This window comes from Streptococcus parasanguinis, from assembly GCF_001073155.1.
In the GTDB taxonomy this organism is placed as follows: Bacteria; Bacillota; Bacilli; order Lactobacillales; family Streptococcaceae; genus Streptococcus; species Streptococcus parasanguinis_D.
The window spans coordinates 1-22389 of sequence record NZ_JVEE01000044.1; the positions used below are offsets into that span (position 1 = coordinate 1).

General features: G+C 43.6%; 19 protein-coding genes. 3 read left to right on the plus strand and 16 right to left on the minus strand.

The window, feature by feature from the left end; genetic code table 11:
• The 6 genes from ADH92_RS07720 to rlmB all read right to left on the minus strand — a co-directional run.
• The coding region (locus ADH92_RS07720; RefSeq protein ID WP_049498025.1) for a Spy0128 family protein at positions 1–2798 on the minus strand (2798 nt) is incomplete at its 3' end.
• Positions 2799–3493: 695 nt separating this feature from the next.
• The gene (gene rpsI / locus ADH92_RS07725) at positions 3494–3886 is read right to left on the minus strand and encodes a 30S ribosomal protein S9 (protein WP_000075969.1); all 393 of its coding nucleotides are present in this window, start codon (positions 3884–3886) and stop codon (positions 3494–3496) included.
• 18 nt (positions 3887–3904) lie between these two features.
• Positions 3905–4351, minus strand: coding sequence for a 50S ribosomal protein L13 (gene rplM / locus ADH92_RS07730; RefSeq protein ID WP_002876943.1), 447 nt, complete (start codon positions 4349–4351; stop codon positions 3905–3907).
• A gap of 153 nt (positions 4352–4504) precedes the next feature.
• Positions 4505–5368 (minus strand): DegV family protein, encoded by an 864-nt coding sequence (locus tag ADH92_RS07735; RefSeq protein ID WP_049498026.1) that lies wholly within the window; start codon positions 5366–5368, stop codon positions 4505–4507.
• A complete protein-coding gene (locus ADH92_RS07740) occupies positions 5368–5880 on the minus strand; it encodes an NYN domain-containing protein (RefSeq protein ID WP_049498027.1) in 513 nt (170 codons plus the stop codon). The genes ADH92_RS07735 and ADH92_RS07740 overlap by 1 nt, the downstream gene beginning before the upstream one ends.
• A gap of 18 nt (positions 5881–5898) precedes the next feature.
• Positions 5899–6627 carry a 23S rRNA (guanosine(2251)-2'-O)-methyltransferase RlmB gene (gene rlmB / locus ADH92_RS07745; RefSeq protein WP_049498028.1) on the minus strand — a complete coding sequence of 243 codons (729 nt, stop codon included), beginning with the start codon at positions 6625–6627 and terminating at the stop codon, positions 5899–5901.
• Positions 6628–6723: 96 nt separating this feature from the next.
• Between rlmB and ADH92_RS07750 the strand changes: the two genes are divergently transcribed.
• Positions 6724–7686, plus strand: a complete 963-nt coding sequence (locus tag ADH92_RS07750) for an aromatic acid exporter family protein (protein ID WP_049498029.1) — start codon at positions 6724–6726, stop codon at positions 7684–7686.
• Positions 7687–7781: 95 nt separating this feature from the next.
• On the opposite strand, the gene ADH92_RS07755 is transcribed toward ADH92_RS07750, so the two are convergent.
• From ADH92_RS07755 to ADH92_RS07800, 10 genes are all read right to left on the minus strand, one after another.
• Positions 7782–9449, minus strand: a complete 1668-nt coding sequence (locus ADH92_RS07755; protein WP_049498030.1) for an alpha-glucosidase — start codon at positions 9447–9449, stop codon at positions 7782–7784.
• 66 nt (positions 9450–9515) lie between these two features.
• Positions 9516–10646, minus strand: coding sequence for an ABC transporter ATP-binding protein (locus tag ADH92_RS07760; RefSeq protein WP_049498031.1), 1131 nt, complete (start codon positions 10644–10646; stop codon positions 9516–9518).
• Positions 10647–10770: 124 nt separating this feature from the next.
• Positions 10771–11631 carry a helix-turn-helix domain-containing protein gene (locus ADH92_RS07765; protein WP_049498032.1) on the minus strand — a complete coding sequence of 287 codons (861 nt, stop codon included), beginning with the start codon at positions 11629–11631 and terminating at the stop codon, positions 10771–10773.
• Entirely contained in the window at positions 11628–12026 is a 399-nt protein-coding gene (locus tag ADH92_RS07770; protein ID WP_003004765.1) for a Mini-ribonuclease 3, read from the minus strand. Before ADH92_RS07770 ends, ADH92_RS07765 begins: the two co-directional genes overlap by 4 nt.
• Positions 12019–13362, minus strand: a complete 1344-nt coding sequence (gene cysS / locus ADH92_RS07775; RefSeq protein ID WP_003004399.1) for a cysteine--tRNA ligase — start codon at positions 13360–13362, stop codon at positions 12019–12021. The genes ADH92_RS07770 and cysS overlap by 8 nt, the downstream gene beginning before the upstream one ends.
• A gap of 20 nt (positions 13363–13382) precedes the next feature.
• Positions 13383–14249, minus strand: a complete 867-nt coding sequence (locus ADH92_RS07780; protein ID WP_049498033.1) for a GNAT family N-acetyltransferase — start codon at positions 14247–14249, stop codon at positions 13383–13385.
• Positions 14250–14261: 12 nt separating this feature from the next.
• A complete protein-coding gene (gene cysE, locus ADH92_RS07785) occupies positions 14262–14879 on the minus strand; it encodes a serine O-acetyltransferase (RefSeq protein WP_003018264.1) in 618 nt (205 codons plus the stop codon).
• A gap of 24 nt (positions 14880–14903) precedes the next feature.
• Positions 14904–17126: a polyribonucleotide nucleotidyltransferase gene (gene pnp, locus ADH92_RS07790; protein WP_049498034.1), complete on the minus strand. Its 2223-nt coding sequence runs from the start codon at positions 17124–17126 to the stop codon at positions 14904–14906.
• Between the two features lie 367 nt (positions 17127–17493).
• Positions 17494–18225 carry a hypothetical protein gene (locus ADH92_RS07795; RefSeq protein ID WP_049498035.1) on the minus strand — a complete coding sequence of 244 codons (732 nt, stop codon included), beginning with the start codon at positions 18223–18225 and terminating at the stop codon, positions 17494–17496.
• 101 nt (positions 18226–18326) lie between these two features.
• Positions 18327–19643 (minus strand): DUF6287 domain-containing protein, encoded by a 1317-nt coding sequence (locus ADH92_RS07800; RefSeq protein WP_049498036.1) that lies wholly within the window; start codon positions 19641–19643, stop codon positions 18327–18329.
• Positions 19644–19798: 155 nt separating this feature from the next.
• Here ADH92_RS07800 and pepF point away from each other — a divergent pair, with 155 nt between their 5' ends.
• Together pepF and ADH92_RS07810 are read left to right on the plus strand one after the other, a co-directional pair.
• Complete coding sequence (gene pepF, locus ADH92_RS07805; protein ID WP_049498037.1) at positions 19799–21595, plus strand: oligoendopeptidase F; 1797 nt, start codon at positions 19799–19801, stop codon at positions 21593–21595.
• Positions 21596–21722: 127 nt separating this feature from the next.
• Positions 21723–22376, plus strand: coding sequence for a hypothetical protein (locus ADH92_RS07810; RefSeq protein WP_049498038.1), 654 nt, complete (start codon positions 21723–21725; stop codon positions 22374–22376).
• Positions 22377–22389 lie beyond the last annotated feature (13 nt).

A 22389-nucleotide genomic window follows, 5' to 3' on the forward strand; every position in this document is an offset into this window, starting at 1 on the left:
ACATGGCCATTTTCAAGCAATTCAAAGGTGAAGGCATCAGCTTCAAGCGTTTTTCCTTCCAATTTCTTAGTGAAATTAAATTGTGCTGTAGTTGCACCTGGTGTAAAGGTATTATTGAACTCAGTATCTGTTGGAAGGGCTTTGGTTGCTGTAAGAGTATGACCATCTTTCGTTACAGTCACTGTCACCTCTGCCTTCATTGGGTCATAAGTTACCCCAGTAAGTGAACCTTGAACCTCACGTACGATGTACTTATGCGTTCCTTCTTGACCATTCTTGAAGGTAAGAGCATCAAATTTCACAAGTCCATTGGCATCATTTGTCTTCGTTTGAAGAACTTTTCCGTTTGGATCTGTTGAAGTATCGCTTGGGTCTACCAACTCAAAGCTAAATTCACCAGCATTCAACTGACGACCTGCAAGAGCTTTAGTGAAGTCAAATTGCGCAGTGACAGGAGCAACGACATGGTTATTGAAAGTTGTATCATCTGTACCAGTTGCTTCACCACCTGTTGATTTCATTTCGGTTTGGGCAGTTAACAAACCAGAGTCTTCATCTTTTGTTACAGTCACCTTCACTGCGATAGTCATATCATCGTAGTCTACATCAGGTTTGTTCCCCTTCACTTCTTTAACAGTGTAGTTGTAGACACCCACTTGATCGAACGACAATTCGTTGAAGTTAATCTTCCCATCAGCCTTGTTGGTCACCGTTTCATTAACATTGTTATAACCAGTCAATGTAAAACTGAAATCTCCTGCATTTAAATTACCATTTGAAAGTGCTTTATTGAATTCCAGATTTACTTTAACAGGAGATGATTTGAAGGTATTGTTGAACTCAGTATCAGCTGGCATACTTGTTTGAGCTACGTAGGAATCTCCGTTAGCATTTACCGTGATTGTTACGTTAGCTTTCATTGGATCATAAGTCATACCAGTTTCTGAACCAATGACTTCCTCAACTGTATAATGATAGGTCCCTACAGAATTAAACAAGAGTGGATCAAAAGTAATATTTCCCAAACTATCATTTTTTTGAGTGTCAACAACTTGACCCGTACTATCGTCAATCAAATTAAAAGTGAACTCGCCACGTTTTAAATTTCTTCCTTCCAATTGTTTCGTAAATGATAAATCGACCCTTGCTGGTTTTTTTGCTTTTGTAGCTGAGCCAGATCCTCCTGCCTTAAAGGCAAAAGTTGCTTGGTAACTATACTCTTCTCCATTGTTATAGGTGATTTTAATATCATTTCCGTGTTTTTGTTGCAATTCTTCAAGTGTAGGGTTCGCTGAAACATTCTTCAATCTGGTCATATAACGAACGTAAATCATTTCATTCAGTTGTGCTATCTTGAATGAAAAACCAGACGAACTTGTTTTGATATTTTCTAATAATTGAATTGCATTTCCTTTAGATACCCACGGTGAAATTGACTGAACCTTTTCTGCTCTAAGAGCTTTTCCATTCCACAAATCCACATGATCGGAAGGAATATCATCAGCATGCCCTGCTCGCCATGTTGCTTTTGTTTTATTATCAAACTCTGTTAATACTGCATCACCATCTTGAACCAATTCTTGATCATCTGGAAGACTATCAATCAATTGGTAGTTGTTTAAAACCTGTGGAGCTACTAGACTTCCTGCATTTAAACGGAGGGTCCATCTGATTAATTCAGGATGTCCTGTTACTGCTTCTCCGTATTTTTCAACCTTTGATTTTGCTGCTGGTGTTGGAGCATTTTCGGGGCCTACTGTTACTGTAATCTTGGTTCCATTGAAATCTAGTTCTGTTGGAACATTTGGTCTAACAGTTGATTTCCAACCTGTACTAATGTTTAACGTATAATTTTTTCCAAGATTATTTCTTTCAAAGTAATCTGTAAAAGTGGTGATCACTTTGTTATTGATTGAATCCAAGAAAGCATTCCCGATAACTTGACCACCTGGTCCCGTCACATCATAGTGCAAACTTGTAGGAATTCTTATAGCTTCCGGAATATCAACCACCAGTTTATCATTGCGATTGATGGTTAAACTATCAGGCATATTCATGCGAATGACAGTTTCTACTGGGGCATACAATCCGTTACCATTTGGAAAATTCACCTCAACATCTGGATTTTGTACGGTAATCGTATCACCTGTTTTTACATAGGTTGTTGCACCACCTGATGAAGGCAGTTCTCTTTTAGACCGTCTTGATCTAGTTGTAGGTTGCACCTCAGTTTTTTTCTCGCTAGCTGCAGATGAAGAGGCTTCGGCATTGGCTTTTGAAGTTGGAGAAGTTGGAGAAGCTGACTCAGCTGGTGCAACACTAGTGCTAGCTGGTGTTGCAACTTCATTTGATTGTTTTTCAGTCTTTTCCCCTTTAACCACATGTGCAGGGGCTTCGGCACTAGCTTGTGAAGTTGGAGAGGTCGACTCAGCTGTTGTAGTACTAGTTCTAGCTGGTGCTACAACTTCATTTGATTGTCTTTCAGTCTTTTCCTCTTTAATCATATTTGCAGAGCTTTCGGCACTAGCTTGTGACGTTGAAGAGGCTGATTCACTCGGCGTAACACTAGTGTTAGCTTGCGTTACAGCTTCATTTGCTTCAAGACCAGATTCCTTGTGTCTCTCACCTTGATTTTCTTGTGTGACAACTGAAGTTTGTGAATCTGTATTATTCTTCACTTCGTCCGCAAAAACACTTCCACAAGCAAAAAATAACGTCGATAATAAAACAGAAGCAACTCCGACAGAATACTTTCGGATAGAAAAACGTTCTTTTGTTTCAAAAAAATTGTGTCTCATTGCATAACTCCTTTAATTATAGTCACTATATTATTTCTTTGATTATAGCACTACTTAAAGATAATTGCAAATATTTTATGACAACTAATATTCTAATAGAAACTGAGGCCATTGAAAGAATTATTAATTTATAGCCAACATTTATAAGAAATCCTGACAAAATATAAGAATCCCTTAGACATCTATTTCAACTATTGCATAAGCAATATGTCTTAATAAAAGAAAATGCCAAATAAGCTTCATCTATCAATATCCATCATATTCTATTTCAAAAATTCAGTTGTCCTCATACAAAAGTATCAAAGAATCAAAAGATATTAAGACGACAATCATATATCATATCAACTAAAAATTTAAGGTAATTAACTTCGTCGAATTGCAGCCATATTTGTAAGCGACTAAATTCGCAACAACTGTGTCAATTGCACCAATTTAGTAAAAAAATCTAAAAAAGAACACCTTGAAAGGTGCTCTTTGTATGTATAGTAATTCTTTCGAATTAACGTTTTGAGTGCAGTGGTTGCCATCCAATCAAACATCGCTTCGCTTGTTTTCTTGGGGCAACTGTGCATAGCATATCTCTACGCGACTAAAGTCGCTAGAGCTGTCCTAATTGCGCACCGCCAGTTCTCATACAAAAAACACCTTGCAAGATGCAAAGTGTTTTCGTTTGTATTCTGCTGTCCAGTAACGAATTAACGTTTAGAGAACTGGCTAGCTTTACGAGCTTTCTTAAGACCTGGTTTCTTACGTTCAACTTTACGTGAGTCACGTGTAAGAAGTCCTGCGCGTTTCAATGAATCGCGGAAGTCTGGGTCTACTTGAAGAAGGGCACGAGCGATACCGTGACGGATTGCTCCTGCTTGACCTGCGTATCCACCACCTACAACGTTAACGAAAACGTCGTATGAACCTACAGTTGAAGTAACTGCGAATGGTTGGTTGATTACCAAACGAAGGTCAGCGTGTGGGATGTACTCTTCAACATCTTTTTTGTTAACAGTGATTTTACCAGTTCCTGGAACAAGGCGAACGCGTGCAACAGCGTTTTTACGACGTCCAGTACCTGCATATTGTGCTTGTGACATACTTTATTGTTCCTTTCCTTAGATAAGTCCTGAAATATCAAGAACTTCTGGTTGTTGTGCAGCGTGAGTGTGCTCAGCTCCAACGAATACTTTCAATTTCATACCTTGAGCGCGGCCAAGAGTATTGTGTGGAAGCATACCTTTAACTGATTTCTCGATCAAACGTACTGCATTTTTAGAACGAAGTTCACCAGCAGAGATTGATTTCAATCCACCTGGGTGGTTTGAGTGAGTGTAGTAGATCTTATCAGTTGCTTTTTTACCAGTCAATTTAACTTTTTCAGCATTGATAACGATTACGAAGTCACCTGTATCAGTGTGAGGTGTGAATGTTGGTTTGTTTTTTCCGCGAAGCACGCTAGCAACAACTGCTGAAAGGCGTCCAAGAGGTACATCAGTTGCGTCAACAACGTACCATTTGCGTTCTACTTGGCCTGGTTTAGCCATGAATGTAGTTTTGTTCATGATTTCTCCTATATGAATGTCGTTTTTGTTTACAGGGCGGATGTTCCGGTCCGCAAGTTATTTGAAAGGTTCCGGGGCCTTACAAATGGGGTAAACAATACCGCCTACTATTGTATCAAAATTCTAAGATAAAAGTCAACCGATTTGGAAAAATTATTTGCGATTTTCTTTTCCAATGACAAATCCGATCAAGGAATTCAGGCCGACGTGGGCGGAGATGACTGGTCCAAGGGGCATCACGAGGACTTCATCGATCCCTTCAAGCGCAAGCATTTCTTCCTTCAATGCTTCGGCTCCTTCTAGATCATTGGTATAAGAGACCAAGGCTGTGCTGTCACCGATATCCGCTTTGATCAGCTCCAGTAATTCACGGACAGCTTTTTTACGTCCCCGAACCTTGCTAATAGGGACTAATTTCCCTTCCGCATCAATCCAGAGAATGGGTTTGATGCTGGCTAGACTTCCCATGATCGCGGCACTCTTTGAGAGGCGACCTCCACGCATGAGGTGGTAGAGATCATCAACGAGGAAATAAGTCCGAAGTTTTGGCGCTAGGTCCATGATTTCTTCTTTGGCTTCTGCCAATGAACGGCCTGCATCACGCGCAGCTACTGCCCGCATGACCAGATAGCCCTCTCCAATCCCAGCAGCCTTCGGATCGACAATCTCAATCACGGCTTCCGGATAGTCTTCTAAAACCAGGTCTCGTGCCATGACTGCACTCTGATAGGTCCCCGATAAAACTGATGAAAAGGCCACATAAAGCAGGGATGTTCCTTCTTTGGCAAATTGTTCAAAGGTTTCCTGAAATTGGCCTACATTGACCTGACTGGTTGTCGGTTTGGCTCCATTTTTCATAGCTTCTAAAAGCTCAGGACTGGTCAATTGACCTTGGCCTACTGTCTGGTAAACCGTCCCATCTAACTCAATGGTCAACCCAAGAATGGTCACCTGATGTTCCTTGGCCCAGTTCTGGTCTAAATCTGCGGTCGAATCGGTTAAAATAGCAAATGTCATTACTTGTCTCCCATCATTTCTTGTAATTGTCGCAATACTTCGTGATCGAGCGGTCGCATGGGTGGTTTTTGATCGTTGACCACTCGCTGCGCTTGATTGAGGTCTCCTTTGACGACTGCGACCCGTTTTTCTAACTCTCTAGCAGATACCCGAAGGGCTCCTTGAGCAAAGACGGTCCATTGCTCATTTAAGTCACTGGTCGCTACCGATACTTGGTGGAGGGGCGTGTTAAGCTCTGCCGCCAAGCGCTCGATATAGTCATCTGCCGTCTCATCCTCACCGGTAAAGACCACCTGAACATTGAACTCCTCATAGGTCTGCCGCACTCCTGGCATATACTGGGCATCAAAGACACAGATGACTTCGATCCCTTCAAAGCTAGCATAGTGGCTCAGTTTTTGCAGGAGGATATTGCGGGCTGCATCGAGCTTACTTTTTTGAAAGAGCTGGCGGGTCTCCTGCCAAAAGGCAATCATATTATAGCCGTCAACCAATAAGATTTTTCGTTTCATATCATTGCCTTTCTAGGATTATAGTCGATTGCGAAAGACCTCATACATAAGGATGGCTGCTGCCACACTGGCATTGAGGCTTTGCACATGACCATTCATGGGAATGGTAATCATCTCATCGACTTGCTTTTTGATGTTGGCTGAGATTCCTTTTCCTTCATTGCCAATGATCAAGGCTAACTTGCCTGCCGTATTCCACTGGTGCGATGGCGTGCCGTTCATGTCGGTTCCAAAGACCCAGAAACCCTCTTCCTTTAGCTTGTCTAAGGTTTGGCTAAGATTGGTCACACGCGCAATGGGAATGTGTTCCACTGCTCCGGTAGAAGTTTTAGAAACCACTGGGGTTACCCCGACTGCCCGGTGCTTAGGAATGATGACTCCTGATACATTGGTCGCATCAGCTGTCCGTAGGATAGATCCAAGATTGTGCGGATCTGTTAAACCATCGAGAATCAACAAAAGTGGGTTCTCTTCTTGGGCTGTCTGTTTCAGAATCGCTGCCAAGTCTGTGTAAGCAAAGGCTGCCACTCGAAGAACGAAACCTTGGTGAACAGCTCCTTCCGTCATTTCCTGCAGGGTTTTCTTTGGCGTCCAAGAAATCGACACTTTTTTCTCAGCTGCTAAGGCCTTGATCTTGTCGACATTTTTTCCTCGGAGGTCTTCTTGAATATATAATTTATTGCCTGTATTGGCTTGTAAAGCCTCGGTGACTGCGTGAACACCGTATACGATATCGTTATTTTCCATAGAACTAGTATACCACAAGAAAGGAGGAAGAGGCCAATTCATGATATAATGAAATCAAATCTATCTCAATGAACAAACAGAACTAGAAAGGAAGCCATGCCTCTTTTTCAACGAACCATCAAGCTCACCTTGGCCACCTGTTTAGCAGCTGCCCTTGCTTATGCTCTGGGCTTGACCTATGCCATCTCAGCTGGCGTCATTGCCATCTTGAGTATCTCTGATACGCGTCGCAGTACCATCAAGCAGGCCTACCAGCGCTTTATGTCAACCTTGCTGGCCCTTGCTATCGGAAGTCTCGCCTTTTCCTTTTTAGGGTTCAACCTTTGGGCACTGGGAGTCTTTATCGCTCTTTATGTCCCTTGCGCCTTTTTATTGGGTTGGCAGATCGGCATCACCCCAAGTACGGTGCTGGTCACCCATCTCTTGATTAAGCAGTCTACTTCCTGGGGACTCTTGCTCAATGAACTTGCCCTCTTTTTGATAGGGACCAGCTTTGCCCTGCTAGCCAATCTCTATATGCCTTCGAATCAGGCTGCGATCGATCATTACCATGATGTGGTCGAAGACCAACTAAAGAAGATCCTTGGTCGTTTTGCGGAATTTCTTGGTAAAGGGGATGGTCGCAATGATGCTCGCTTGATCAAGGAGTTGGACAGCATCCTAAAGGATGCTTTAAATCTAGTCTATCTGGACCATTCCAACCACCTCTTTCACCAAACCAACTACCATATTCACTACTTTGAAATGCGCAAGCGGCAAAACGATATTCTGCGAGATATGGCAGAAAACGTCAATCGCTGTCAGTTGGCGGCGAGTGAAAGCATAATCCTAGCTCAACTTTTTAAGAAAACGGCCCAACAGTTAAGCCAGAAAAATCCTGCCCAAGATCTTCTTGATGATATTACTCAGTATTTGGCGATCTTCCGCGAACGCCCTCTACCTAAAACTCGTGCGGAATTTGAAACACGCGCCACCTTGCTCCAACTCTTAAGAGACTTAGAAACTTTTATCCAGGTCAAGGTTGATTTTTACCAACAATTTCATAAGGAGTCGGAATGAGGATTTCCAACAATCCTTACTATTTAAAAACGCATCTTATCACTGTTAAGAAAACATGATAGGATGCGTTTTAGTATATTTGCTGATTTTTTATCTTATTCCACCAATTCCAACACAACCGTTTGGTAAGGGGCCAATTCGAGCACTTGGTCTCCTTCTTGGAATAATCCTGCAGTATTATTTAAAACGACTGTTTTAATCGGAGCTGGCAACTCCATGGCGGCCTGGCGATTTTGGAAATTGCTAATCACCAAGAGACGCTTGTCCCCACGGCGTTCAAAGGCGATGATATTTTCACGGTCCCGATAAGCTGGGATCATATCTCCAAACCGGATGGTATTTCCATAGAGTGGATGGCGATACAAGGCCGTCAACTGGCGATAATAATTCAAGATGGAATTTGGATCCTTTTCCTGATCTTCCACATTGATGGTAACATCTGGTTTAGGACTGATCAACCAGGCTGGCCCATCACTAAATCCCAAACCTGGCTCTGCTGACCATTGCATGGGTGTCCGCGCATTGTCCCGGCTATAGTTGGCAATCGCTGCTAAGGCTTCTTCTTCGCTCAAACCAGCTTCTTTCGCGACATGGTAGCCATTGATGGTCGCGATATCATCAAAGTCCTCCACCGATTCAAAGACTTGGTTCTCCATTCCAATTTCTTGGCCTTGATAGATAAACGGAATTCCCTTGCGCAAAACCTGAATGGTTCCCAGAGCTTTTTTACCGGTATCGTTTGCTGGACCTTCTGCTATATAGTGAGACACACCACGAGGCTCATCGTGATTTTCAATAATGGTTGAGAGAACCCCAATACTATCTGCGCGCTCATGGGCTTGGAAAATACTTTCCTTGAGTTCATCTGCAGTTGGAAGAGCATGGTCGAACCAGCCTTTTCCTTCCTGACCCAGCATAGTTTGTTTGAAGTCAAAGATGGAAGAGAAGACACCATCTTTTCCAATGAAGAAATGCAATTCTTCGTCGGTTTCATTGAAAACTTCCCCTACTGTGAAGGCATTGTACTTAGCAAAAGTACGCTCCTTTAACTCTTGCAAGAAAGGTTCAATCGGTTGGGCATTGACCAGCGATTCCGGTACTGGGACCAGGCCGTTGTCACGATCGGACGGAAGCGAACGCCATTCTAAATCCTTTTTGATATTGATAATGGCGTCAATCCGGAAGCCTGCGATTCCCTTGTCCAACCACCAATTGATCATCTTGTAAATCTCTTCGCGTAAGACAGGATTTTGCCAATTGAGATCCGGCTGATCCTTGTGGAAAGAATGGAGATAGTATTTGTTAGTACCAGGAACCGGTTCCCAGACACTGCCTCCAAAGTAACTTTCCCAGTTGTTGGGTTCCTTGTCACTTTCGATGAAATAAAAGTAATCCGCATAAGGGCCATCTGGATCCGCTAGAGCTTTTTGGAACCACTCGTGATGACTCGAACAGTGGTTAACCACCAAGTCCATAATGATGGAAATGCCTCGCTTCTTGCCTTCCGCGATCAGCTCTTCCATATCTTCCATGGTTCCAAAAATAGGATCAATGGCATAATAGTCGGAAATATCATAACCCTGGTCAATAAACGGACTCTTGTAAATAGGGGATAACCAGAGAATATCAATTCCTAATTTTTGAAGGTAATCGAGTTTCTCCGTGATGCCTTTCAAATCCCCAACACCATCACCATTGCTATCCTTAAAGCTTTTTGGGTAGATCTGATAAGCGACCTTCCCCTTCCACCAGTCTTTTTCCATGTTTTGTCTCCTTAAAATGAAAGAGACCGAGACATATCGTCTCAGTCTCTACAGTTTCAGTAGGTATTAGTATACTGTTTTTTCAGTTTCTTTGTCGAAGAAGTGAGCTTTGTTCAAGTCAAATCCAAGTTCGATGGTTTCACCAGTTCCAAGGTAGTCACGTGCATCTACTTTAGCGATGAATTCGTTGTCACCAACTTGGCAGTACAAGTGAGATTCTGAACCAAGCAATTCAGATACAGAGATGGTTGCTTTCACGACTGATTCTGGGAATGTTTCAAGGAAAGCAGCTTCTGTATTCACGTCTTCTGGACGAATACCAAAGATCAATTCTTTACCATCATAGCCTTTTTCACGAAGAACTTTCAAAGCACCTTCTGGAACTTTCAAATTCAATCCATTAGCAACGATGTTTCCACCTTCCAATTTCACGTTAATGAAGTTCATGGCAGGGCTTCCGATGAATCCAGCTACGAATTTGTTTACTGGGTTTTTGTACACTTCTTGTGGAGTTCCGATTTGTTCTACACGTCCAATTGTACCAGTACCAGCTGGGTTTTTAGTAGCAGACATGATAACGATACGATCAGCCAATGTCATCGCTTCTGTTTGGTCGTGAGTTACGTAGATAGTTGTAGCTCCGATACGACGGTGGATTTTAGCGATTTCAGCACGCATGGATACACGAAGTTTCGCATCCAAGTTTGACAAAGGTTCGTCCATCAAGAATACTTTAGCATCACGGACAATGGCACGACCCATGGCCACACGTTGACGTTGACCACCAGAAAGGTCAGCTGGTTTACGATCCAAGAATTCTTTCAAGCCAAGGATTTCAGCTGCTTCTTGTACACGTTTGTCGATATCTTCCTTGCTGTATTTACGCAATTTCAAACCGAATGCCATGTTGTCATACACAGTCATGTGTGGGTAAAGAGCGTAGTTTTGGAATACCATGGCGATGTCACGGTCTTTAGGTGCCACGTTGTTTACAACGACACCATCGATGGAACATTCACCTTCTGTGATATCTTCAAGACCAGCGATCATACGAAGAGTTGTTGATTTACCACATCCTGAAGGACCTACGAAAACGATAAACTCTTTGTCTTTGATGTCCAAGTTGAAGTCTTCAACTGAATAGTGTTCGCTGTTTGGATATTTTTTGTAAATATTTTTAAGATTTAATTCTACCATGATGGTACTCCTTTGATTTTTATAGTTCTATTGTAAATGAAAACGTTTTACAAATCTATGGCAAGTCTCACAAAAAAGAAAAAGAGTTTTGTGCAAGTTGCACAAAACTCTGGATTGATCCCGTTTAAATCACATCCTGTAGAACCAAATGGTAACAAAGGGCTAGATCAGTCAGATTTTTTAACTGGAGACCCGTTAGCTCTTCCCATTTGTCAATCTTGTATTGAAGGGAATTGCGATGGAGATAAAGTTGCTGGGCCGCCTTGGTTACAACTGCCCCATTGTCCCATAGGGCGACAATGATGTCCTGCAACTGGTCTTGACTCCCAATCAACTGATGCAAGCTTTCTTTGATAGGATGGAGATCCAGATCTGCCTGCTCGATTCCCCACAGATAGAGTTGAGAAAAGCGATAGACACCTTGATGACCTTCTCGAATCCAAGCTCGAAAGACAGCCTGTTCTGCTCGGATGACAGGAGACACTTTCCCAGCTTTTGACTCAGTCCATACTTGCCCGACCAGGATAGATAAACGAATATTGAAGTCATACTCCATGGCAGAGACCGTATCTTTTAAGATATCAGCCACAGCCAGAGACTGCTCTTGATCTAGAATGAGTACATAGTCCTGTCCGCTCAGTTGCAAGGTTGCTCGGAAGTTGGGCAAAAGTGTCTGCATCATCTCTAACCAGGAAGCCGTTCCTTCCGCTGTTGAATGCGAGAGGTGGCAATAGACAAGCTGCATTTTTTTGATAACTTGAGGGGCTTCTCCCTTTCCATCGATCAGGTATTGGTACCAAGGATTAGGGGCAACCTCTTCTTCACCGCCCAACCAGGAAATCAATTGTTTTTCTCGCTCGGTTAGCTCTTCTTCCTTCAGCAGCAACCATTGATGAGCCTGAAGGGGAATGGCTACATAACCAGCTGGTGGATTGGCTTGATCCGTCACCTCTGCATGAGGAAACCACTCTCTGATATTTTTCACTGCTTTCTTCCTTCTTCTACTTGCTGGATGCACCAGTCAATCAGCTCTTCTAGACGAGAGAGTTCCCCCGTCATATGGAGATAACCCATGACAGCCTCAAAGCCCGTCGACATCCGATAGGTCACGACATCCGCATTTTTGGCCTTGGTATGGCTATTGGTATTGCGACCGCGCTTGTAGATCTCCAACTCTTTTTCCGTCAGAATTTCTTGCTCCAGCATGCTTTCAATCAAACTGGCCTGAGCTCTAGCAGAGACATAGCGGGTGGCAGCCTGGTGAAGCTTATTGGGCTTGGTCATCCCTTGAAAAATCAGGTGTCTACGAATATACATGGAATAGACCGCATCTCCCTCAAAGGCCAGGGCAATCCCATTGATTAGATTGACATCAATCACGTGTCCACCTTACACCTTCTTTTGTATCCAAGAGCTTGATTCCTTGCGCAGCCAATTCATCGCGAATGGCATCTGCTCGCGCAAAATCTTTCTTAGCCCGCGCTTCCTGACGTTCAGCGATCAAGGCTTCAATATCTGCATCCAAGACTTCTTCGACAAAGACCACTCCAAAGACTTCTAACATCTTGGTCAAGGCATCCTTGACGTCTTGGTTGTAGTGGCCTGAATTGATCCATTTGGCCAATTCAAAGACGACAGTGATGCCGTTTGCCGCATTGATATCTTCATCCATAGCCACGATAAACTTGTCCACAAAGCCTTGCAAGTCTGCTGGATCCACTTCTCCTGTGAACGGTTGCTCATAGGTATTTTTTAAATACTTGAGGTTGGTTTCCGCATCGCGCACCGCTTTTTCTGTGAAGTTAATGGGCTTGCGATAGTGCTGGGTCGCAAAGAAGAAGCGAAGGACTTGGCCGTCGATAGTCTTCAATGCATCATGCACAGTGATAAAGTTGCCTAAGGACTTGGACATCTTGACATTATCAATATTGACAAAGCCATTGTGCATCCAGTAATTGGCAAAAGTCTTGCCTGTTTTAGCTTCAGACTGGGCAATCTCATTGGTATGGTGTGGAAACTCAAGGTCAGCTCCACCACCGTGGATATCAATAGTATCCCCTAAAATCCCCGTCGACATGACCGAACACTCAATGTGCCAGCCAGGACGACCAGGCCCCCAAGGACTGTCCCAGGAAATCTCTCCTGGTTTGGCAGCCTTCCAGAGGGCAAAGTCTACAGGATTTTCCTTGCGAGCTGTTTCTTCATCTGTCCGACCTGAAGCGCCTAGTTCCAAGTCTTCTAGGGTTTTATTGGCTAACTTAGCATAGTTGTGGGATTTTTCCACACGGAAATAGACATCACCTTGGCTCTCATAGGCATAGCCTTTTTCGATCAAGTCAGCGACAAACCGGATGATGTCATCCATAAACTCGACCACACGAGGGTGGCGGGTTGCAGGTTTCACTCCAAGAGCCGTTACATCCTCACGGAAGGCCGCAATATACTTGTCTGCCACTTCCTGTGGAGTAATGCCTTCTTCTTTGGCACGGTTAATGATCTTATCATCCACATCTGTAAAGTTGGAAATGTAGGCAACTTCGTAGCCACGATACTCAAAGTAGCGACGAATCGTGTCAAAGGCTACCGTTGAACGGGCATTCCCTACGTGGATATAGTTGTAAACCGTTGGTCCACAAACATACATGCGGACCTTTCCTTCCTCGATGGGGATAAATTCTCGCAAATCACGAGACATAGTATCATAAATTTTTAACACGCTTCATTTCCTTTCTGTTTCTACTCTTTTGGCTTCAAGTAAACCACCTGAGTCTGTGTGACAAAGCCAATCTTTTCATACAAGCGTTTGGCACCTACATTGCTGTCTTCCACTGCAATCTGAAATTCCTTATCATTTTGCGCAATGACTTGGTTGACGAGGGATTTGGCTAGATAGCTTCCGTAGCCTTGCCCACGATAGACTTCAGCAATCGCAAGTCCATAAAGGTAATTGCATTTTCCAGATACATCCACCGTACAAACGCCAATCACTTGACCTTCTTTGAGTAATATGTAAAGCAGACTATCAGGATCCTTCAAGGCCTCTGAAATGTATCTGTGGCTCACTTCCGGTGCTTCCACTTCATCTGAAAAGGTTTGGTGGTGAAGCTGGGCAATGGCTTCAAGATAAGAAGGTTCTGCCAAGAGCACATCGACATCCGAACGGGAATCTAATGCATAAGCGGTTCGATCACGTCCTAACCAGGTTTCTGTCTCTTCATCCTCGACCAGTCCCCAATTGCTGACAAAATCAGGATGATTCTCTAGAAAAACACGCTCTGTCTGAAAAGTCACAGACTCAATTGGATAAGATGTCGTTTCTTTCTCAAAACTTCTATACAAAGCCCGCGCAATGCCTTGACGACGATGATTAGGGTGAACTAGGATCGCCACATCCACATCTTGGTCATCTGCATAGACTGTTAATAGGCCAACAAGTTCACCTTTTTCATAATAAAGGAAAAAGGCGGGCATATCGGGGTCAAAATTGAGCATATTGGAGAGGTAAGGATCCCGAAAAGTTCCGTCATAGTTCCGACAGACGGCAATAAGGGCTTTTGCTTCCAGTAGTTGGTGGGCATTCAATGTATTGGTTGATTGAATCATGTAGCGATTTCCTTACAGGCTCGAAGACCGATGGCTAGCTTCCTTAGCATGCTCCAGCTTGTTCATGTAGTATTCCCGTTTTTCTTCTTCTTGGTGAATGACTGGTTCGTCTTTTCGACCGTGCACCCGCACAATCTTGGCAGGAACACCGACAACGGTCACATCACTTGGTACATCTGAGACCACGACAGCTCCTGCTCCGACCTTGGCCTTGGCTCCGATTTCCACCGGGCCGATGACTTGGGCATGGGCGGAGACCAAGGCTCCTTCACGTACCGTTGGATGGCGTTTGCCGACATCCTTTCCTGTTCCCCCAAGGGTCACCCCATGGTAGAGCATAACGCCTTTTTCAACAATGGCCGTTTCCCCTATAACGAGACCCGCTCCATGGTCGATAAAGACACCAGAAGCAATGGTCGCACCTGGATGGATCTCAATCTGGGTCCAAAAACGCCAGAATTGGCTGTGCATCCGCGCCAAGAGCTTAAAACCATGGTTCCACAAAAAGTGGGAAACACGGTGAGCTGCTAGTGCTTTGACGCCCGGATAGGTCAAAAGGACCTCCAGCGAGGTACGCGCTGCTGGGTCATTTTCTTTTACAATATTGATGGTTTCACGCCACCATCCCATACCGTGCTCCTCCTTTTCTAATGCTTATTCTGAATCTTTTTGTGTAATGGTAAAGTCTTTTTTAGGTTTGTGGTCTTTATTGTGGTGACGAGGACGATCGCCATGGCGAGGACCCTTTTCACCTTTTTCTTCTGAATGTTCAGGTTTTGGCGGACGTGGCAATAGTGCCTTCATAGAAGCATCTACACGACCTTTTTCATCAATCTTGATAATCTTGACATCGACTTCATCACCGATAGCTACCAAGTCTTCGACACGGTTGGTGCGCGTCCAAGCCATTTCAGAAATGTGAACGAGAGCATCCGTCTTGTCAAAGAGGTTGACAAAGGCTCCGAATTTCTCGATCCGAACCACTTTGGCATGGTAGACTTCATCCACTTTGGCTTCACGCACCAAACCAGCAATGATTTCTTTAGCACGGTTGATGGCATCTTGGTCGCTAGAGTAGATAGATACGTTCCCTTCTTCGTCGATATCAATCTTAACGCCTGTTTCAGCAATGATCTTATCGATGGTTTCTCCACCCTTACCGATGACAATCTTGATCTTGTCCACATCAATCTTGATGGTATCAATTTTCGGTGCAGTTGGAGCCAATTCTGGACGAACTTCTGGAATGGTTGCTTCAATCACATCAAGGATTTCAAAACGCGCTTTCTTGGCTTGAGCAAGTGCTTCAGTCAAGATTTCTGCAGTAATCCCTTGAATCTTGATATCCATTTGAAGGGCTGTAATCCCATCACGAGTACCTGCAACCTTAAAGTCCATGTCTCCAAAGTGGTCTTCCAAACCTTGGATATCTGTCAATACGGTGTAGTTATTTCCATCTGAGATCAGACCCATAGCAATCCCTGCTACTGGTGCCTTGATTGGCACACCACCAGCCATAAGGGCAAGTGTTCCTGCACAGATAGAGGCTTGAGATGAAGAACCATTTGATTCCAATACTTCTGCTACCAAACGGATGGCATATGGGAATTCTTCCAAGCTTGGCAATACTTGAGCAAGAGCACGCTCACCGAGAGCACCGTGACCAATTTCACGACGACCAGGCGCACCGTAACGACCAGTTTCCCCTACAGAGTATTGTGGGAAGTTGTAGTGGTGCATAAAGCGTTTCTTGTACTCTGGATCCAAACCATCGATGATTTGGGTTTCACCCATTGGTGCCAAGGTCAAGACAGAAAGGGCTTGCGTTTGTCCACGCGTAAAGAGACCTGAACCGTGCACACGAGGAAGATAGTCCACTTGTGCATCCAAAGGACGGATTTCATCGACCTTACGACCATCCGGACGAACCTTGTCTTCTGTGATCAAACGGCGCACTTCTGCGTGTTCCATTTGTTCCAAGATTTCAGCCACGTCCCGCATGATTCGATCGAACTCTTCGTGGTCGGCATATTTTTCTTCGTAAACTGCTGTGACTTGGTCTTTGACTGCTTGAGTTGCAGCTTCACGCGCCAATTTTTCTTCTACTTGGACTGCTTTTTGAAGGTCACTGTTGTAGGCTGCGATGATTTCAGCCTGCAAGTCAGCATCCACATGAAGCAATTCAACTTCTGCTTTTTCTTTCCCAACTGCCGCAACGATTTCTTCTTGGAAGGCAATCAATTCTTTAACGGCTTCGTGTCCTTTGAGAAGAGCTTCCAACATGATTTCTTCTGACAATTCTTTAGCACCAGACTCTACCATGTTGATAGCGTGCTTGGTACCAGCTACTGTCAATTCAAGAAGCGATTGCTCTGCTTGTTCTTGCGTTGGGTTGATGATGATTTCTCCGTCAACATAGCCTACTTGTACCCCAGCGATAGGTCCGTCAAACGGAATATCTGAGATAGAAAGAGCCAAGGATGAACCAAACATAGCTGCCATTGGGGCAGATGCATTTTCATCGTAAGAAAGGACAGTATTGATGACCTGCACTTCGTTACGGAAACCTTCCGCAAACATTGGACGGATCGGACGGTCAATCAAACGCGCTGTCAGAGTCGCATCTGTAGAAGGACGACCTTCCCGTTTCATAAAGCCACCAGGAAATTTCCCAGCCGCATACATTTTTTCTTCGTAGTTGACTTGAAGTGGGAAGAAATCCCCAGTTGCCATTTTCTTAGACATAACGGCAGCAGTCAAGACAGTTGACTCGCCATAACGCACGACAACAGAGCCATTTGCTTGCTTCGCAACCTGACCAGTCTCTACGATTAACTCACGACCCGCAAAAGTCGTTTGAAACACTTGTTTTGTCATTTTAATCCCCTTTGGATTGATAAAATTATACGACTTGCCTACAAAAATCAGGATACAAAGGGCGTGAAGAATCCCGTATGAAAATAGGAGATTGACGCAGTGTGCCACGCACACCAGGAAATCTATCTTTTTCACTAGGGATTTAGCCCGTGTTCAACTATCAAGATACCAAGGCCACCCAACTCAACGAGATAGGAATTTCAAGAGCCTTTCTATATGTTATATCCTCATCTTTGTATCCAAGCACGTATACCTTTTATTTTAACATATTCAAGCCCAAAAGAAAAAGGCTTTACAGGCCTTTTTCTGCGAATCTTCCAAGAGACCTATATAAAAATTTTAGATCCAGGTATAGCTTCTATTTATTTTACGATTTCGCGAATTCCACGCTGTCTACATAAAAGCGTGTTTTGTGGGTTCCACCCTTGTAGTTCTTGTTGTTGCGTTTCAAGACAAAGTGTCTGTAGGGTTCAGAAGTTCCTTGGATGGTCGTCGTCACTTCAACCGAATCATCATTGACCACCCATTCATCCGGTGAAGGAATTTCCATCGGTGGCATCGCTCCGCCACGACCACCAGGTACAATTTCGTAGAAGGCCTTGTCTTTTGTCGAATAGAGCCAGCCATTTTTCTTTTCATTTGTTAGTTGGATCAGCTTGTCTTGTGAAAGACTGCGGATAGAGTCTGATGTCTCTTCTGCCTCTAATTTATCAATGATATCTTGCAGATTATAGGTCCCCGGCGTGTAGGTATTGTAGTAATCAATGAACATGTCTTGTGGGTAACCATCAACCGCACCGTGATCATTGTTCAACTCCAGCAAGCGAGTCGGTTGAACCTGAAGCGAATAGGTCAAAGACGCACTGTTTTCAATGATCGAGTAGATATCCGCTTGGTCTGCTTTTGACAAGTTCCCAATGGCTTCCTCATTCTCTTCATTTGACTTGCTTTCTTCTGATTTTTTATTGGTCTTGTCAGAAGATTGTGTTGCAGATGCAGAATCCACTGGCCCATGCTTGCGCTCATAGCGTTTCGGAGCACAGGCTGCTAGGGAAATTACCGAACCAACTGTTAATAATAAAGTAATAAATTTTTTCATAATATCTCCTATTATTTATCTTAATCTATCAAAGGAAAGCTATTTACTCAGTATCAACGAAGAGAATCACTAGCAAATATAAGTTAATTTTCTAACCTTTTTTAGTCTTCCTTATAGAATAAATCGCTTTGATCTGAAATAACATTTTGACCCCAATAAATAATATCCTTACTATTATCAACAGAAAAATTTCCATATTTTAATGATGCAGGAAACTCTTGACCTGCTGGGAAAAAACTCATTGCTGAAGCACCAGCTGGGGCAGTTGAATGAACACTACTACTTAAGTATCCAAATTCATGATTAAAGCGGTCTACAACCTGGTCTGTTGGTGCACCATTGATCTTTGATATACCGTTATCATCAAATGTTACACTCATTCCTTTCCCATTTCTCCAGGTCCCTGCGATACTTGAGAAATTCCCGTTCTGAATTTCTTGAAGGTTCATTCCACTACTTTTCTTACTTGAAGCAGTTGATTTAGAACCATCCACACGCGTTGTGAAGTCAAGGGCGATCCAGTCTTGCCCAGATTCCAGTTTGCCCCAGGTATGGCCATCTGCCTCTACTGTTTCCGTAATGGTGTAAGTTCCTTTTGCGATCATCCCTGCAGATGGAGCTGAGGTTGAGGGCTCTTTTCGAATGCGGAGATCCGACACACTGACTTGGACCTGGAAGGAGCCTGTCTTCTTATCCTCCGCCTTGGATGTTGATTTGGAATCCCCTGAACCGTCGAATGTTTTCCAATCGAGCTTTGCAAGATCCAGTTTCTTCGCTGAAATACCAAGGGCTTGCTCAGCCGTTTGGTTCCCACCAATTTGAATAGTCGCTTTCTTTTCTTCCTTGGCCTCCCCTTTTCCTAGCAAATAAAGGGTCAAATCCTGGTCTGGATTCACAGATTGCCAAGTGGCATAGACAATTTGCCCATTGTCAAAAACATCTAAACTTGAGCGATAGCCACCTACTGCAGCTGTGTAGGCCGTATGGAGTAATTCGGGTTCTTGGCCTTTTAGATAATAGATGGCAGAAACATATTGTTTGTTTCCAGTGTATTGATTGGACACCAAGAGCTCATCCACACCATCTTTGTTCAAGTCTGTAAAAGCGTATTGGAAGGTTACCGGAGTTCCTAAGCGCTCCAAAGCATCTAGATAGATGCTTTCTTCTGAGCCAGATTTTATCTTACCTAATTCCGCAAAGAGGCCTGCTTTATCGCCATTTTTAAGAGCAGTATCATACTTAGCATACCGCTCCAAAACCTCTTGATAATACTTCTGACCTGTATCCTTCTTTTCTTTTTTAACCGATGATGACGTTGCTGTCTTTGGTTTACTTTGACGTTCATAGCGTTTGGGAGCACAAGCCACCAGAGACAGAACGGACGCACCCGCCAGTATTGAAATCATAACCTTTTTCATAAAAACCTCCTCATATCTATCCTAGTATATCAAAAATGGTCGATTTTTCCAGCTCTTTTCAAGATTTTTACACAAGCATTTTCCCCTCTTCCTCTATGTTTCTGCCCTTTTTTCTGCTATACTTAGTATAGTTATTTGATCAAAAGGAGAATACTATGGAATTAAAAAAACGTTCTGAATTTCCTGAGAAGGAACTCTGGGACCTCACAGCCCTCTACCAAGACCAGGAAGACTTCTTGCGCGCCATTGAAAAAACGCGCGAGGAAATCAATGAGTTTGTCCGTAACTACAAGGGCAAGCTCCAAACCTTTGAAGACTTTGAAGCTGCCTTTGCGGTCTTTGAACAAATTCAAATCCAACTCAGCCACATTGGCAACTACAGCTTTATGCCCCAAACGACGGACTTTGGCGATGAAGCTTTTGCGGAAATTGCCCAAGCAGGGATGGATTTCGAAACTTGGGCCAGCGTTGAACTTTCCTTCTTTGATGATGCTTTGGTCGAAGCGGATGAAGAAGTCCTTGAACGCCTGGGACAACTCCCTCACCTCACTTTTGCCATTCGTCAGGCTAAAATCAAAAAAGCTCACTACTTGGGAGCTGATGTAGAAAAAACTCTGACCAACCTGGGTGAAGTCTTCTACGGACCGCAAGACATCTATACCAAGATGCGGGCAGGTGACTTTGAAATGGCTGATTTTGAAGTCGATGGAAAAGTTTACAAGAATAGCTTTGTCACCTATGAAAACTTCTACCAAAACCATGAGAATGCGGAAATCCGTGAAAAAGCCTTTCGTTCTTTCTCAGAAGGCCTCCGCAAGCACCAAAACACGGCTGCTGCTACCTATCTAGCCCAAGTTAAGTCTGAAAAACTAATCGCCGATATGCGAGGTTACGACTCTGTCTTTGACTATCTCTTGGCTGAGCAGGAAGTGGATCGTGCCATGTTTGACCGTCAGATTGACCTGATCATGAAGGACTTCGCTCCAGTCGCTCAAAAATTCCTCAAACACGTGGCCAAGGTCAACGGCCTTGAGAAAATGACCTTTGCTGATTGGAAGTTGGATTTGGACAGCGCGCTCAACCCTGATGTTACCATTGATGACGCTTATGACTTGGTCATGAAATCGGTGGCACCTCTTGGGGAAGAATATTCTCGCGAAATTGCCCGCTACCAAACCGAACGTTGGGTCGACTTTGCTGCTAATGAAGGCAAGGATTCCGGTGGTTATGCAGCCGATCCTTACCGTGTCCATCCTTATGTCCTCATGAGTTGGACAGGTCGGATGAGCGATGTTTATACCCTGATCCATGAGATTGGACACTCTGGTCAATTCATCTTCTCAGACAACAACCAAAGCTACTTCAACGCCCACATGTCGACCTACTATGTGGAAGCTCCTTCTACCTTTAACGAGCTCCTCCTCAGCGACTACTTGGAACACCAGTTTGACGATCCTCGTCAAAAACGCTTTGCCCTAGCTCACCGCTTGACAGACACCTACTTCCACAACTTCATCACCCACTTGCTAGAAGCAGCCTTCCAACGCAAGGTCTACACCCTGATCGAAGAAGGTGGTACCTTCGGCGCTAGCAAGCTCAATAGCATCATGAAGGAAGTCTTGACCGAATTTTGGGGAGATGCTGTTGAAATCGATGACGATGCAGCTCTAACATGGATGCGCCAAAGCCACTACTACATGGGACTATACAGCTACACCTACTCAGCTGGCCTGGTTATCTCAACAGCGGGTTACCTGCACTTGAAGAACTCCGAAAACGGAGCCAAAGATTGGCTGGACCTTCTCAAATCAGGTGGTAGCAAGACCCCACTTGAGTCTGCTATGATTATCGGAGCAGATATCTCAACCGACAAACCACTTCGGGATACTATCCAATTCCTTTCAGACACAGTGGATCAAATCATTGCTTACAGTGCAGAATTGGGAGAATAAGTACAATTTTCAGACTTAGTTTATTCTAAGTCTGATTTTTTATTTAAATATTACCAGTTAGTAATTAAAAGCGCTCTTATATTTTGGTATGATTATTCTTGGATAAATATCCGAAGGGAGTAACATTATGAAAAAACGGTTGATTTTAACAATCTTAATTGCGTTATTATTTGGAGCTTGCTCAAATCAAAATGAAGCTTCTCAGAAAGAAACTGAAAAACAGGTAGGCTTCGTTCAAAAAGAAGAAAAAGCAAAAAAAGAACGCGACGAACAGGAGAAAGCAGAAAAAGAGAAAAAAGCAAAGGAGGAGCAAGAACGAAAAGAACAAGAAGAACGCGAGAAAAAGGCGAAAGAGGAACAGGATCGAAAAGAAAAAGAAGAACGTGAAAAGAAAGAGGCTGAAGCAAAACAACTTGCGGAGCAAGCTGAATCTTATGTACAACAACTAGAAAATAATCAAATTCAAGATAACGTTGCCCCGGCACAAGCAGCTGTCGATCAAGTTGTTGATCCAACAGTAAAATCTACGTTAACTGAACGCATTGGACGTGTACAAAATGCAATTAATGAAAAAGCTAAAGTAGAAGCACAACAAGCTGCTGCCGCTCAACAAGCTGCTGCCCAGGAACAACGTATCGTCTATGTTGCACAATATGGAAAATCACCTGCCTATTGGTACAATATTAATAATATGCCATCAAATACTCGTAAGGACAAAGTTATCACAATGAGTGAAGCTGAAGCAATTAGAGCTGGAAAACATCATTCAAACAAGGAATAACAAAAAAGCTAAA

What these genes read in the sequence shown, in the direction of transcription:
- rpsI (WP_000075969.1), bottom strand. Translation starts at nt 3,886, where the DNA reads ATGTCACAAGCACAATATGCAGGTACTGGACGTCGTAAAAACGCTGTT.
- rplM (WP_002876943.1), bottom strand. Translation starts at nt 4,351, where the DNA reads ATGAACAAAACTACATTCATGGCTAAACCAGGCCAAGTAGAACGCAAA.
- ADH92_RS07735 (WP_049498026.1), bottom strand. Translation starts at nt 5,368, where the DNA reads ATGACATTTGCTATTTTAACCGATTCGACCGCAGATTTAGACCAGAAC.
- ADH92_RS07740 (WP_049498027.1), bottom strand. Translation starts at nt 5,880, where the DNA reads ATGAAACGAAAAATCTTATTGGTTGACGGCTATAATATGATTGCCTTT.
- rlmB (WP_049498028.1), bottom strand. Translation starts at nt 6,627, where the DNA reads ATGGAAAATAACGATATCGTATACGGTGTTCACGCAGTCACCGAGGCT.
- ADH92_RS07750 (WP_049498029.1), top strand. Translation starts at nt 6,724, where the DNA reads ATGCCTCTTTTTCAACGAACCATCAAGCTCACCTTGGCCACCTGTTTA.
- ADH92_RS07755 (WP_049498030.1), bottom strand. Translation starts at nt 9,449, where the DNA reads ATGGAAAAAGACTGGTGGAAGGGGAAGGTCGCTTATCAGATCTACCCA.
- ADH92_RS07760 (WP_049498031.1), bottom strand. Translation starts at nt 10,646, where the DNA reads ATGGTAGAATTAAATCTTAAAAATATTTACAAAAAATATCCAAACAGC.
- ADH92_RS07780 (WP_049498033.1), bottom strand. Translation starts at nt 14,249, where the DNA reads ATGATTCAATCAACCAATACATTGAATGCCCACCAACTACTGGAAGCA.
- cysE (WP_003018264.1), bottom strand. Translation starts at nt 14,879, where the DNA reads ATGGGATGGTGGCGTGAAACCATCAATATTGTAAAAGAAAATGACCCA.
- pnp (WP_049498034.1), bottom strand. Translation starts at nt 17,126, where the DNA reads ATGACAAAACAAGTGTTTCAAACGACTTTTGCGGGTCGTGAGTTAATC.
- ADH92_RS07795 (WP_049498035.1), bottom strand. Translation starts at nt 18,225, where the DNA reads ATGAAAAAATTTATTACTTTATTATTAACAGTTGGTTCGGTAATTTCC.
- ADH92_RS07800 (WP_049498036.1), bottom strand. Translation starts at nt 19,643, where the DNA reads ATGAAAAAGGTTATGATTTCAATACTGGCGGGTGCGTCCGTTCTGTCT.
- pepF (WP_049498037.1), top strand. Translation starts at nt 19,799, where the DNA reads ATGGAATTAAAAAAACGTTCTGAATTTCCTGAGAAGGAACTCTGGGAC.
- ADH92_RS07810 (WP_049498038.1), top strand. Translation starts at nt 21,723, where the DNA reads ATGAAAAAACGGTTGATTTTAACAATCTTAATTGCGTTATTATTTGGA.